General features: G+C 54.1%; 15 protein-coding genes and 2 pseudogenes. 10 read left to right on the top strand and 7 right to left on the bottom strand.

What is annotated here, in order from left to right; all coding sequences use genetic code 11:
- A pseudogene (locus tag PGX04_RS02890) lies at positions 1-909 on the top strand (DUF7983 family protein); the annotation flags it as partial.
- Between the two features lie 893 nt (positions 910-1,802).
- Here the strand turns inward: PGX04_RS02890 and PGX04_RS02885 are convergent.
- Positions 1,803-1,955: a hypothetical protein gene (locus PGX04_RS02885; RefSeq protein ID WP_273737138.1), complete on the bottom strand. Its 153-nt coding sequence runs from the start codon at positions 1,953-1,955 to the stop codon at positions 1,803-1,805.
- Positions 1,956-2,086: 131 nt separating this feature from the next.
- On the opposite strand from PGX04_RS02885, the gene PGX04_RS02880 reads away from it, so the two are divergent.
- Positions 2,087-3,079: a transposase gene (locus PGX04_RS02880; protein ID WP_273737137.1), complete on the top strand. Its 993-nt coding sequence runs from the start codon at positions 2,087-2,089 to the stop codon at positions 3,077-3,079.
- A gap of 238 nt (positions 3,080-3,317) precedes the next feature.
- On the opposite strand, the gene PGX04_RS02875 is transcribed toward PGX04_RS02880, so the two are convergent.
- Positions 3,318-3,767, bottom strand: coding sequence for a helix-hairpin-helix domain-containing protein (locus PGX04_RS02875; protein WP_273737136.1), 450 nt, complete (start codon positions 3,765-3,767; stop codon positions 3,318-3,320).
- A gap of 345 nt (positions 3,768-4,112) precedes the next feature.
- Here PGX04_RS02875 and PGX04_RS34975 point away from each other — a divergent pair, with 345 nt between their 5' ends.
- From PGX04_RS34975 to PGX04_RS02850, 6 genes and pseudogenes are all read left to right on the top strand, one after another.
- Positions 4,113-4,307, top strand: coding sequence for a DUF8009 family protein (locus PGX04_RS34975; protein ID WP_465263786.1), 195 nt, complete (start codon positions 4,113-4,115; stop codon positions 4,305-4,307).
- A complete protein-coding gene (locus tag PGX04_RS02865) occupies positions 4,304-4,603 on the top strand; it encodes an RNA polymerase sigma factor sigma-70 region 4 domain-containing protein (protein ID WP_273737134.1) in 300 nt (99 codons plus the stop codon). Before PGX04_RS34975 ends, PGX04_RS02865 begins: the two co-directional genes overlap by 4 nt.
- Before the next feature lie 128 nt (positions 4,604-4,731).
- Positions 4,732-5,052, top strand: a complete 321-nt coding sequence (locus PGX04_RS02860) for a MarR family transcriptional regulator (RefSeq protein WP_273737133.1) — start codon at positions 4,732-4,734, stop codon at positions 5,050-5,052.
- Complete coding sequence (locus PGX04_RS02855; protein ID WP_273737132.1) at positions 5,049-5,384, top strand: hypothetical protein; 336 nt, start codon at positions 5,049-5,051, stop codon at positions 5,382-5,384. The genes PGX04_RS02860 and PGX04_RS02855 overlap by 4 nt, the downstream gene beginning before the upstream one ends.
- 122 nt (positions 5,385-5,506) lie before the next feature.
- Positions 5,507-5,590, top strand: a pseudogene (locus PGX04_RS34360) (IS5/IS1182 family transposase); the annotation flags it as partial.
- A 710-nt stretch (positions 5,591-6,300) separates the two neighbouring features.
- A complete protein-coding gene (locus tag PGX04_RS02850) occupies positions 6,301-7,122 on the top strand; it encodes an IS5-like element ISNma2 family transposase (RefSeq protein WP_273737131.1) in 822 nt (273 codons plus the stop codon).
- A 173-nt stretch (positions 7,123-7,295) separates the two neighbouring features.
- Here PGX04_RS02850 and PGX04_RS02845 read toward each other — a convergent pair whose 3' ends face one another.
- Complete coding sequence (locus PGX04_RS02845) at positions 7,296-8,096, bottom strand: TrmB family transcriptional regulator (protein ID WP_273737130.1); 801 nt, start codon at positions 8,094-8,096, stop codon at positions 7,296-7,298.
- Between the two features lie 186 nt (positions 8,097-8,282).
- On the opposite strand from PGX04_RS02845, the gene PGX04_RS02840 reads away from it, so the two are divergent.
- Complete coding sequence (locus PGX04_RS02840; RefSeq protein WP_273737129.1) at positions 8,283-8,906, top strand: small multi-drug export protein; 624 nt, start codon at positions 8,283-8,285, stop codon at positions 8,904-8,906.
- Between the two features lie 815 nt (positions 8,907-9,721).
- Here PGX04_RS02840 and PGX04_RS02835 read toward each other — a convergent pair.
- Positions 9,722-9,964, bottom strand: coding sequence for a hypothetical protein (locus tag PGX04_RS02835; protein WP_273737128.1), 243 nt, complete (start codon positions 9,962-9,964; stop codon positions 9,722-9,724).
- A gap of 279 nt (positions 9,965-10,243) precedes the next feature.
- Between PGX04_RS02835 and PGX04_RS02830 the strand changes: the two genes are divergently transcribed.
- Positions 10,244-10,843: a hypothetical protein gene (locus PGX04_RS02830; RefSeq protein WP_273737127.1), complete on the top strand. Its 600-nt coding sequence runs from the start codon at positions 10,244-10,246 to the stop codon at positions 10,841-10,843.
- A 20-nt stretch (positions 10,844-10,863) separates the two neighbouring features.
- On the opposite strand, the gene PGX04_RS34355 is transcribed toward PGX04_RS02830, so the two are convergent.
- From PGX04_RS34355 to PGX04_RS02820, 3 genes are all read right to left on the bottom strand, one after another.
- On the bottom strand, positions 10,864-11,022 hold the full coding sequence (locus PGX04_RS34355; RefSeq protein WP_425498426.1) for a DUF7563 family protein: 159 nt from the start codon (positions 11,020-11,022) through the stop codon (positions 10,864-10,866).
- Positions 11,023-11,024: 2 nt separating this feature from the next.
- Complete coding sequence (locus PGX04_RS02825; protein ID WP_273737126.1) at positions 11,025-11,393, bottom strand: ribbon-helix-helix protein, CopG family; 369 nt, start codon at positions 11,391-11,393, stop codon at positions 11,025-11,027.
- 332 nt (positions 11,394-11,725) lie between these two features.
- Positions 11,726-12,405: transposase (locus PGX04_RS02820; protein ID WP_273737125.1), on the bottom strand; the 680-nt coding region annotated here is incomplete at its 5' end.

The following is a 12,405-nucleotide window of genomic DNA, read 5'->3' as shown; positions in this document are numbered from 1 at the left end:
ACCGCTCACTGAGAAGCAGTTTCGTATTACCAGTGCTCAAGAGTCTCGTATCGTGATCAAGTTCACTGATACCGGCGACTCGCAGCCGTTGCAACGCGACCAATTCGAGACTTTAGCCGGCCGAATCACCGACTCCGGGGGCACATTCGAACTCCAACGGCTCCCCCTGGACGCGGAACCGTACGCGGCAGTGCTGAGTCTTCACCCTCGGTATGAGTGCAACGACCGGGCGGGGACGCTCACTGAGACCGACGAGCCAACAACCTCGCAACTCATCACGGGTGTCTCTCCCTCCACTGACGAGCAGGAGCAAGACCGGACGGAACCAGATCTTGACGTCTACGCCGACATGCTGCTCTTAATCGACGCTCTCGAGCGGCATAATCCAGCGGTACTCGACGAGTGGGAGACGCCAGTGCTCATCAATCTCTATACACTACTCTCGGATGTCCAACGGAATGCAGGCGATCTTCGGACAGAGGTCCGTGAAGTCCTTCTTGACCGGCTTCACCACGATAAGCCAGTATACGGCCAGTATGATCGGTCCAACGCACGACTCGACGCAACCGCTCGCTCAAAGCCGATGAGGTGGTGCTCCGTGTGCTCGAAGACGCCGGCATCCCTCGCGAGCGGCTCATGTCCGTTGATCGCGAGAAGGTCGATGAGGCGCTCGAGGTGACTGAACTCTCAGAGTCGGCGGTGTATGAGATCGACGAGCGTGAGTACGTCCGCAAAGCTGAGGTTGACGAGGAAAGCAAGGAAAGCCGTCTCCAAGGACTGAAAGACCAACTGGCGCTGAGTGACGATCCAGAAGCCGAGGAGTTGCGTCAAGAAATCACAGAACTAGAACAGCGGATTGAGGACTTGACGGAGTTCAACCCCGGCACGTCAGTCGGAACGCGATCGTAATCTCCTCGAACGACCTCTGCTGTTACGTTGCTCAGACGATGCTCGTTCAGGAGCAGATGAATCCGCGGGTTGTGATGGAAGACGATGGATAGGACGACTATCAGAGCCTCGAGTCCTACCTCTCGAAGCCCGGCAAAGGGATACTCATCGGCGAATTCGAACTGCTCGGTGACAGTCACGATCCACTCCTCGCGACCGTCGGCCGACTCGCCAGAGGGAGAGGTGAAATTTCTGCAGGGAATTTTTTTGCCTCTGCTGTCTTGCGATTCTCGATCGTCGATTGACTCGGCCGCGTCGTCTTCACTTAGTGAACGTCTCCTGCGACGACCTCGAGGAGGTCGATAGCACTGAAAAGCTACGTCGTGGAAGGGGTAACCGACGTAGCTTAATCCTCCTTTGCAGGGGGTTGAACTGGGGGTGTCCACCTGCCCCCTGCATATAAAACATGTTACTATGTCATAATAAGTCCTCAGGTGAGCGTCGTATTCGAGCGGGGTCTCTCGTATCGAAAGGGGGGGGTGGGGTGACGGCAGGGGAGGGGCAGACAACACGTCGGACGCATATGCCATTCAGTGTGATGAGTGTCCCTGCCGTATTACCACCCATCGCCCCCATAGGTAAAGGACAATACCCACGATCGCGATGACGATACCGACCGCAATCGCGGGGGCGACAGTTACCCATGCCGGCCGGCCCGACCATTGGATCTGCTCGCCTTCAGTGAGGTGAAGCCAGTTGGCGTCACCGAGGTCCTCGTTCTCGGGCTGCACGGTACGAGTATCCGAATCTCGCACTTAGACCCCTCCAAAATAGTATTATTCACAAGTAAAATAGTATATCTGCGGGTAATACAGTAATGATTGTCACGACTGACTCGCTGGGAAGGTTGTGCGTCACTCACTGGAATCTCCTTCTGGTTGGATGATCCACTCATCGCGCTCCTCTAACCGTCCCATCACTTTCTCAAAGTGTTCGCCCTCGGACATCTCCAAGTAGTCTTCAACGCTTTCAGGATCTCGCCCCAATCGTGGGTCATCTGGATACATTCTCAATCACTCTCCTCGTTAAGCCGGTCTTCAGCCATCTCGAGGCGAGAGGCGTCGTGACAGGTACCTTTCTTCTGAGGGTGTCATAGAACGATTAGCACACCAAAGAGCAGGGTGAACGCTGAGGTGGTATGAGTTCAGCGACCCTGCAAGATGATGCTTCGGTAGAGACGTTCTTCAATGTCGCGGAGACCGAAACGCTAGCGTTGTTTGAGCATCTCTCCTTCGAATTTCTCGCAGAGTTCGACGTGTTCGCCCCGGCACAGACGGGGCGAACACGAGAGCACGAGCCACCAGAACTGATGCGTGGCTTTCTCCACTGCTACTACCACGATATCTACGGTATCCGTCCCGTTGAACGAGAGCTTCGGAACACGGTTGTCTGGCTGAGTTGTGGCTTCGATCGACCGCCGTCGAGAGACGCGGTCGATCGTTTCCTCACTGACCTCGAACACGTCGTTGACGACGTCTTCGACCGACTCGTCGAGCAGGCCGCCCGGCGCGGCCTGCTCGATGTGACCTACTGCATTGATTCAACCGACGTGAGGGCGATGCCCGCCGATCCAGATGCGTCGAAGTGCTACGATCCAACCGCTGAAGAGTACTACCACGGATACGGCTGCACGATCGTCTCAACCGGGTCAAAGATCCCAATCGCAGCGGAGTTCACCAAGAGTAAGCAAGCACCGGAGGAGACGGCGATGCGCGTCACGCGTGACGCGCTCGCCGTCGATACACCGATCTGGATGCTTGGAGACAGCGCCTACGACACGCTCGACTGGCACGACCACCTGCTGGCCGCAGGGGTCGTGCCAGTCGCTCCGTACAACCCACGAAACACTGACGACCCGAAAGACATCGAGTACAGGGTCGAAGACCGAATCGAGGAACACGGTGAAGACGTTCAATTGAAGCAATCGACGCTAGACGAGACGTACAATCGTCGTACTGGAGTTGAACGAACTAACGAATCAGTCAAGGACTGCGGCCTCGGGCGAACGCACGCCCGAGGCCGCGTCCACGCACGAGCGCAGGTGTTCCTTGCGCTGTGTCTTCGCCTCGTCGTCGCAATCACCAACTACGAACGAGGAGACAATCCAGGTAGTACCGTGATCACGGTGTGAGAAGAGTTCTATGACACCCTCTTCTTCTGTCTATCGCTGTTTTCGTTCATGCCTTTTCCTCCGATCGTTCCGTTCTCGGCTCGAGTGAACGATCTGCCTGGAAGCGATCGGAATCTATCCGCTGGTTCTCGACGAGCGCTGGCCGTAGCGTGCGCACTTCGAGTTTCCGGAGCGGGTTCTTCGACTTTTTCCTTATCCAGACAGTGACCACGGAAAGCAGTTCAACGGAGTCAGTACGTCACTGGCTTTTTTCTCCGTCGGTGTACTCGGCCTCAGAAGGTGGAGTGGATTTTTCGTGGCTGAATTGTTGTTTGATCGCGTATGCAGTGTTTGGACCGATTCCATAGATTCGTTCTAAATCGGACTGTGACGCATTTGCAACCTCTTCTATCGTTCTGTATTCTCCAGACAGTGCGGCACTAATCTCTGGACCGACCCCCCTTACCTCTTCGGCGTACGTTCGCAGTTGTTTGGATCGTGGGTCAAGTGCAACATCGACGCGTCGTTCCATCTCTTCTAGTGAAATCTTTCCATCTGAGTATGCTTTTCGCGCTGCATCAACGTCATAGATGCTGTTGTTGGTTGTGGGCTCGGATGGCTGATACTGGAGGAGAGTCACTGCGAGTATAGTAATGATACTGCCAATCCAAGCGATACCCAGCGGATCCATGCCGATTGCGTAATTCATCCCGAGCCACGCTCCACACAGTAATAGAGACAGCACCTGAAGCGTGTGGCGTATCACCGTCTGCATTGTTGTCGGACCAGTCGCTGGCACTGTTTATAACCACGTTCATTACTAGATATGATAGCGGAGAAGTGTTCTTCGTATCAGTAGTTCGGGAGTTGAATTTTGGCTAAGCTGCAGCTCGAGACGCCGTTCGAGGGCGAGTAGAACTCGTCCCTACACGTTTCCGTAGACCACACGCGCTACCCTACTCGAGATGGGCCCGAAGCCGATCCATCTCGGTCCTGAGTCGTTCGTCTTCGGTCACATACACAAACCGGCGAATAACTACCACAGCTACCGTCTCTGGCCGAGTTTCGGTCTCGATTCCGCGACGAGATCGGCGACCCCGAAGAGAACAGCGACGAGTGGGACGAATGGTGGCAGACCGAACTCGATGTCTGGGAAGACGCGGTCCGGAGCGAACTCGTCGACAAGATCACGATCGCCGGTCATGAAACCAAGACAACTGTTGACGTGCGCTACGAGGACGACGAATGACACGGGATATCGTTCAAACGCTAATTGATACGTACGTCGAAAACGAGATCGACATCGACGGGGCTGTAGACAGGCTGACCAAGACTGGGCTACTGACTGAACGGCAGGCTGAAGCGATTGTTCGCGCCCACTTCACTAACGCGAGCACCGAAGAAATCGCAGACAAAAGGGGCGTTTCGACAGGCCGAGTCTACAACGTCCGGCAAGACGTAGAAGAGAAACTTCGGATGGCGGCTGAAACGCTGGGGATTATCGGTAATCTTCGGCGCGAAGTCCGCCCCGACCGGACCGAGTGACGGATCTGGTTGTGAGATTGCTCGGTTCCACTCACACTCACAGGTTTCCGCCCGCTATCTGTCGATGCCAAGGATTTCTCATTCCCTACACCCACAGAGTTATTGCGCTATATTGCGTTCTATTTCATATGCCAATCAGCATCGACCGGTTCGACGAAGAACCCGTGGACGCACTCGATCTCCAGGAAGGGACGCACCCGTATCGGCTGCTGCAATTCCTCGCGGCCCACAGCGATCAGGCGTTCACGCAGACGGAACTCCACGAAGCAACCGGCATCAATCGCGGGAGCGTCGGCGCTGCACTCTCCCGCCTTGATGATCGTGGCCTTGTTCGCCACCGTGGCCGATACTGGGCCATCGCCGAGGACGACCGTCTCGCCTCCTACGCTGCACAGACGAACGCCAGCTCCGCTTCGACGACGGACGATTACTACGGCGACGAGGAATGACAGACGTCTACGAGCGCGGCACGGTCGTAAAAGGCCCCGATCTTCTCGCGGACCACGACTACCGGCCGTACGTTTGCCTAAGTGATCGCACACACCCGTTCCACGACGAGGAAGCGCTCTACGCGGCGGCCACGACGACGCGACGGGCGGTTGCAATCCCGCTCACTGATGATGACTTCGTCTCGGGCGGCCTACCAAGGGAGAGCTACGTAAACCCGTGGACAGTCATCACGATTCGGCATGCCGATATGGAGCGCGAAGAGGGGCACCTCGTCGAGACGACGACAGAAAAAATCGCTACCGAAGCTGCTGGATATCTCGGTGTTCGCTAAGAGCGCTACTTGTCATAGGTCAGACTGAGTAAAGAAACCGCGCTACCTGCTCTATTGGAAACGACGGACAGCGTCGGGATTGATCCGTAATGGTTTGAGAGAACAAGGTCGAGAAGTCGATTATGGGAGTCGCACTCCTCGACCTCGTTGAGAGGGCACTCCGCGTAGCGAAGCAAGCTTTGGGGAATCACATGGGAAAGCCCGCCTGACTTGGGCTTCCCCGCGAAGCTCACATCGTCGCTCATTGTATCCAGAAGAGAGTATCAGAGAATGATCCGCATGACGTTCTATTCACGCGATCTGGATCGAACTATCCGTTCACTACACTTGCATACTTAGTGAATTGCACACTTATCAGGCGAATGTTAAAGATCCTATACTGCGTCTTGTTCTATATGGCTAATACAACGGTCGGTCCCAGACGTGTTGCCCGAATCGCTGCTGGGTTGGCCGGTCTGGCTGGAGTATATGGATTTCTCTATCTAATGGGTGCATTCGGCTCAGTCTCGTGTCATCAGACAAGTGGAGGTGCCGGAGGATGTATAGCTGGTATCGACTACCTTGTCGGGAATGCTGGTGGCAATGCGTCCACGCTGTTCTTCTGGGCAACTCTCCTCTTAGGCCTCGTCGCTATCGGCGGAATCGCTACATGGACCAACCACCGACGCATAACATGGGGAGCTGCACTTGTTAGTGTAGGTATCTCTGTCTTTGGCCTCTGGTTGGGATGGTTTTTCATGGCCTCGGCAGTGGGCTTGTTAACTGCTGCGTTAGCCCTCAGCGTTGGCGCACGGCATGATAATAATGGCGACCAAATGATACCCACCATAGGTTGAAAATCGCCTCTCTTAGAATCATGTTTTCGGCTCTGTTGAAATCCTTAGTGAGTTACAGGTTCAGTCGGTAGTTTGAGTAGATGCAGACCCTCCCAAAGTCTCGGTTGCTCCGATTTGTCGAGGAAGCATTTCAGTTAGCGAAACGTGCCGTAGCTCGATACTCCTCGAAGTTCTCGAAACAACGCTACACGCTCCATCAGCACATCGTTCTCCTCTGTCTCAAGGTTCGGAAGAACACGACCTATCGTACACTCCTCGACGAACTCATCGAGATGCCCCGTATCCGGAACGCGATCAATCTCACTGAACTGCCAGCCCCATCAACACTGTGCAAAGCGTTCGATAGACTCGATATGGCTGTCTGGCGAGTGCTCCTCACTCTCTCTGTTTCACTGCTCCCGACCAACGGCGTTGCGGGGATCGATGCTTCGGGCTTCGACCGCAGTCACGCCTCCAAACACTACACGAAACGAGCCAAACTCACGATTCAGCAACTCAAAGTAACACTGCTAGTCGATTCCAAAGTGAACGCAGTCCTTGATTTACACGTGACGACGACACGAAAACACGATAGCCAGATCGCTCCGTCGTTGATCAAACGCAACCCCGAGACTATCGACATCCTGCTCGGGGACAAAGGCTACGACGACCAGAAAATCAGACGGCTTGCCCGTCAACACGAGATTCGTCCACTAATCAAGCATCGTGAGTTCACACCGCTTCACAAGGCATGGAACGCACGCTTAGACGCCGACATCTATGGCCAACGGAGTCAATCAGAGACAGTCAACTCAACGCTCAAGCGGAAGTACGGTGCGTTCGTCCGTTCACGACGCTGGTGGAAGCAGTTCCGTGAACTCGCTCTTGCGTGTATCGTCCACAATCTTGACCAAGCAATCTAACGACCAGTACAGAGCGTGTAGTTAACGAAGAAGAAGCCGAGTTTGCTGAGAGTTGTGAAGAATATTGCTATAAATAGAGGAGCAGTACCAGCAGACTATTTGTCTGTCCTAGCTCACAAACAGCGAAATAACGGGTAAACACAGCAAAGGTACGGGATGAGGAAGTTGGTGAGTCACATACTTTCTGAGAGGGTCTCAGCTTCCCGCCAATACGCTGTGAATTCGTCTATCAACTCTTCGATAAGGGCGTCTTCGGTTACGTGGATCGTTCCCAGAGGCCGTGAGCGGGCAAACGGATCAGTCACGTACAGGTACAGGTCGCGCTGATCGATCAGATCGAAGTTTGCCGTGACAGATGGATGGAGCCGCGTTTCGACCGACTGGCCAGTGGCGCGTAACAATTGCAGTAACTGGTCTCCCTCATCGGACAAATGCTCGGACAGGAGAATGTGAACGCGAATTGAGCCGTTCGCTACTGACTCTAACCAGCGTTCGAGGGGCTCGATAACGGTCAGAAACTGGTGTACTACTACCGAATCACCGACGATCAATACCTCATCAGTGGCATCCGAAAAGCGCTTGATTTGAGCGTGGACGAACTCAATTTCGGAGTCACGCGATCTGGTCTCCCAAAACCGTCCATCGGTCGGTGGCTGACTGCCAAGCTGTGCACGAAGCTCCGCTGCGACGTTCTCGTAACGAGTTCGTTCGACCTCAAGGTCTCGTTTCCGGTTACGGAGCAGACGATCGATCGCCATCTCGGTGTCGATTGGCGAGTAGACTCGCGGATGAGTTTCTGGATTACAGTGGACAAGATCGCGTGATTCGAGTCCATTTAGCACATCATAGATCCTCCCCATCGGTACACCGCTTTCCTCAGACAGTTCCTCAGCAGTAGCTGTTCTCACGCTGAGTAGTGCTCTATAGACCCGTTCCTCGTAGCTCGACAAGCCGAGATCCCGAAACGACACCATACTGAATGGAGGGAAGCGAGATAAATAAATGATAGTACCGTTTCAACCCTGTCTCGCGGTAACACGGAAGAGCAGATACTTCCCGGCTCGATCGCCAATATTGTCAGAAGAAACTAATATATAAACATATACAAAGTTTCAGCATATTTGGATATTGACATATGTGCTGATAGCGTACCGGTCGTTATGATCCGAGAACAGCTCACTGAACTTTGGCGTCGATTCGGTACAACACACCCGTTACCATGGGGGCTCGCTATCGGAATCGGCTTGCTCATCACTCTTGCTGTTGCTGCAAGCACTGATTTGCTCGCTCTTCCTACGCTCGAATCCGAGAATGTAAGCGATCTCATTCGTCAAACCGACGGGACCGTGCAATACATCGTAATTTTCGTAATGGCAGCAGTACCAGTACTCGAAATCCTCGTCGTGGTTCCCATCGGAATTGGACTTGGGTTGAATCCTCTTGCAGTAGCGTTATTCGCCTTTCTTGGGAATGTGCTTCCGATTTACGGGATTATTGTTCTCTACGACCGGCTGAAAACGTGGTGGGAGAATTGGACTGACTCGAACTCTGGCCCCTCGAAGCGGAGAAAACGAGCACTAGTATTGTGGAATCGCTACGGACTTCCTGGTCTTGCGCTCGTCTCGCCAGTTGCGACCGGTGTCCATCTGGCTGCGGCTATCGCCCTTACTGTTGGATCGAGGAAACGCTCCGTCGCAGTTTGGATGACTGCTGCTATTGCTCTGTGGACGATTCTGCTCACAGCGGGTGCATACTACGGAATTGGGTATATTACGGGACTATGAGGAAATTCAGAATGTAGATCAGTAAGTTGGCCCACCGCGTAAGATATGCACATGTAGTGTACGGTATATTCACGCAAATAAATCTCTAAAGAAGAGGGTTTCAACAGAGCCATGTTTTCCAAATAGCTATTTCACTGAAAAGGTCGCACACTACTTGCTCTGTACTTATCGTTTGTCGGGTAGCCACAGAGAGAGGGTATGGGAACTTTTCTATGATACCCTATTTTACGGTTATTTTTCATGCTTATTGCTAGCAGTGAGCAAAGTATTACGATTGCATGCTACGTAGATGTACTGGGACCTATGAGGCTTGTTCAGAACGTGGTCCGCTGGTACAGACTCAATCATGGGGTCGGGAAAGAGATGCTAGATAGTGGTGCTGAACTCATGCCATGTCCGTACTGTGAAAAGGAGACACCAGTCTTTCAGTCAACATATAATTCGGCAGGGCTGCCAATTTTGTTCAGTGTCTGTCTCTGGTGCGATGGATTTATTGAATTCGGTGGTGCCTCCCTGCAGCCGCACGAGCCGTATGCAACCGCACACGATCCCCAGACTGAGGAGCGGCATTCGAAGCCATAGGTTGTTCGTCTGCCTGTAGAATTATGGATGCTGTTACCGTGACTCGTGACATGGGCACGGATGATTCGTACTCGGCCGGTCTCCTTGAACGAGAGACAGAGAACCCGACTGTTGGAACGTTCCCACCGACCGTGTCGTCGATTGCGTTCGATGCCGTGACCCGTGGCGATCTCATTTATTGGGGAGAATGGTCAGATCGGGATACTCTCGTGGTCACGCGGCACCGTGTCGGTCTACGACGCCGATTCTCGGTTCACAGAGCTGGGCCAGTCTCTGCTCGACAGCGACGGTGCGACTACGCTCCCGCCGCCCGTCGTGGATCGCATCGAGCAGTGGAGGACGGAGAAGATCCTTCCAGAGCGGGTTCTTCGGGCAAACCTCTCATGGTCGAAGTCGTCCGACGACTCGATATCAACCAGTTCTCCGTCCGTCTCACCACACTTCGGACAGCGTTCAGTCCCGTCGTCCCCGGACATTACGCATCATCCTTCGAGTCTCCGCCACGGGAGACCGGGACGGTTCTTTCGTCGGGGAGCTCGAAGGCGAGCAGCTCGGTGAGTTCTCTGAGTTTATGTGCGAGCACAGTATAATAAAATGTATATGATGTTGAAAAATCAAATCGCTAAAGATATCACTAACTACTGAATACATTTTGATGCGTTCGCCTCTCCACTATGCGATCTGGTCCTAACAGGACATGTATTCCGTGTCACAGCGGGTGAGTCGCTTACCACCAACTGGTGGGGTTGTAACTGATGAAGGACGCTACGCGACGCAAGGCGATTGCAGGTATCGGCAGCACAACGATTGCGGCACTCGCAGGCTGCACCAGCAGCGTGACCAACGCTGTCACTGGCCCTCGATTCGAAGAGGGTGACGAACAAGAAGTAATGCTCGAGGCCAGCTGGTATGGCGACGGCTGGGAAGAATCGGAAGAGGATGATCCGGGGGAAGGCGCTGGGAACGAGAGTGATGAGAGCGAAGACAACGACGATGAATGGGATCTCGGCTTCGACACCGAAGAAGTCCCCTATAACCCGAAGACATTCGAAAAAGAGGATGGTGACAGTATTGACATCGCGATGGCGGCGGTCGGTATCCTCGAGGACAATGACGCCGCAGAATCAGCCGTTGAAGAGTTCGGACGGCGTGAGATGATCAATCCAGAGGACCCTGATGTAGGCGACACGGCAGTTCGGGGCGAAGTCGACAACATCGGGTTGCTCTACTTCAGCCTCGATAACGCTATTGTTCTCTCTGGCGCGGCCAGCGTCGTCGGTTTCAATCTCGAGGCCGATCACGGCAAGGCACTCGAGGCCGGTGAAGAACTCGAATCACGACTGGAAGATCTGTAACACTCCGTCGCTTTTTACCGTCAATCAGTCGTCGACCGGCCGGTCCTCGAGGTTGCCTCACCGTCACCTAATTCTCGATTGGTCATACAGTGGGGACAGCCGTGTACCTCGCCGCCAATGCCGAACACTCGAATAAAGTCTTGAGTAACGAACCCTCCGCACTCGTCACATTCGGGCATCGTTACTCCGCCTCCTCAGTTGGCATCCCGGTGATAAGCCACTTCGCGCGTGTGACGATCCCGGCTTGGGCCTTGCGTTCGGTTAACGACTTCTCTGTCTCAACATACTCCACCAACTCCGTGTTCTCTTCGCGTTGCTCAAGGATCAGTCGCTTCTCATTACGTAATCGCTTCACTTCGGTCTCGAGTTCGCTCAGCTTCTCTTCGTAGCCGGAGAGCTTCGCCTCGTACTCGCTCCGAATCTCTTCGTGTTCGTGGCGATTCTCGACGATCTCGCGAAGATACTCTGCCCGACTCAGACCCTGCTCTTCGGCCTCGTTGTCGACGTCATCGAGCGTATCTGTGGAGAGTCGGAGCGTAATCGGCTCCATGCGCTAGCGATTCTGAGCGATTACGATAAGATTCAGTCAGACGCATGGCTGACGTATGCAAGCTGCATTTCGAGTGCTTCGCCTGTTTCGGGTGGACAATCCGTTTCGGGTCGAGAATTGACTTCCAGAGGAACACGTTTCTGGGATGTAGAGCGTCTACAAACGAGCTTCGGAGGAATCAAATAAAATCCGAGTAGAACTCTCTCGAATCCTATGTCGCAATCCTTGGTTCGCTAAGCAAGATGTGCCGAGCAGCGTCCAACACGCGATTTAGGAGAGAGAACGCGAGTCCTGCGGCTTGCCGCAGGCGAGCCACACCGAGTGCTTTCCGCTTAACCACCTTGTCGGAGAGATTGACTGACCGCCCGGACGAATGTCCTGGCGGTCACGACCGGCGGCGACCTGATCTCGCGGTCTGTTCCGAGCTTCACCAAGTAATCGGTAAGCCTCCAAAGATTGTACAACAATGCTGCGAACGTGAAGCTGAACAACCGAACACGGTAGTCCTTCGAGGACGTCTTGGGAAGAAACGCTTTCACCGACTTGTACTGATTTTCGATATCCCAGCGTCGGCTGTAGCTGTTGGTGACGTGTATGATCTCGTCGGGAGCGACGTGATCACGGTTGGTCACGAACACGGCATAGCTTCCTTCAGCTTCCTCATCAGTCGCTGGTACGTACAGGAACTCTGCGGTGTGGTGGAGTTCGCCATCGATGGCGAACGGAACATCGTTCTTGACAGCGGCATCAACTCCTTCTTTGCTCTTGATTTTCCCGATCGCCTCGTAATCGTCTTCGTACTTCGGCACTGGCGTCATGTACACAAGCCCGCGGTCGTGAATCGTTGCATACACCTCGTTACTGTAGAATCCCCGGTCTAGGAGCACTTCGTCGAGATCGACGTACTGCTGGGCTGTGTCCAGCAGTACGTCAACCACATCCGCCCTTGAATCGGCTGGCGCATCTTCTGGTTCCCACGCAGAGCGTTCCTTGACCGGCTCGATACCCAGGA

This window comes from Natrinema soli (assembly GCF_028618695.1).
This window is presented reverse-complemented; position numbering and strand designations above follow the sequence as displayed.

What these genes read in the sequence shown, in the direction of transcription:
- PGX04_RS02880 (WP_273737137.1), top strand. Translation starts at nt 2,087, where the DNA reads ATGAGTTCAGCGACCCTGCAAGATGATGCTTCGGTAGAGACGTTCTTC.
- PGX04_RS02850 (WP_273737131.1), top strand. Translation starts at nt 6,301, where the DNA reads ATGCAGACCCTCCCAAAGTCTCGGTTGCTCCGATTTGTCGAGGAAGCA.
- PGX04_RS34355 (WP_425498426.1), bottom strand. Translation starts at nt 11,022, where the DNA reads ATGCCCGAATGTGACGAGTGCGGAGGGTTCGTTACTCAAGACTTTATT.
- PGX04_RS02840 (WP_273737129.1), top strand. Translation starts at nt 8,283, where the DNA reads ATGATCCGAGAACAGCTCACTGAACTTTGGCGTCGATTCGGTACAACA.
- PGX04_RS02865 (WP_273737134.1), top strand. Translation starts at nt 4,304, where the DNA reads ATGACACGGGATATCGTTCAAACGCTAATTGATACGTACGTCGAAAAC.
- PGX04_RS02885 (WP_273737138.1), bottom strand. Translation starts at nt 1,955, where the DNA reads ATGTATCCAGATGACCCACGATTGGGGCGAGATCCTGAAAGCGTTGAA.
- PGX04_RS02860 (WP_273737133.1), top strand. Translation starts at nt 4,732, where the DNA reads ATGCCAATCAGCATCGACCGGTTCGACGAAGAACCCGTGGACGCACTC.
- PGX04_RS02830 (WP_273737127.1), top strand. Translation starts at nt 10,244, where the DNA reads ATGAAGGACGCTACGCGACGCAAGGCGATTGCAGGTATCGGCAGCACA.
- PGX04_RS02845 (WP_273737130.1), bottom strand. Translation starts at nt 8,096, where the DNA reads ATGGTGTCGTTTCGGGATCTCGGCTTGTCGAGCTACGAGGAACGGGTC.
- PGX04_RS02855 (WP_273737132.1), top strand. Translation starts at nt 5,049, where the DNA reads ATGACAGACGTCTACGAGCGCGGCACGGTCGTAAAAGGCCCCGATCTT.
- PGX04_RS02825 (WP_273737126.1), bottom strand. Translation starts at nt 11,393, where the DNA reads ATGGAGCCGATTACGCTCCGACTCTCCACAGATACGCTCGATGACGTC.
- PGX04_RS02835 (WP_273737128.1), bottom strand. Translation starts at nt 9,964, where the DNA reads ATGTCCGGGGACGACGGGACTGAACGCTGTCCGAAGTGTGGTGAGACG.
- PGX04_RS02875 (WP_273737136.1), bottom strand. Translation starts at nt 3,767, where the DNA reads ATGAATTACGCAATCGGCATGGATCCGCTGGGTATCGCTTGGATTGGC.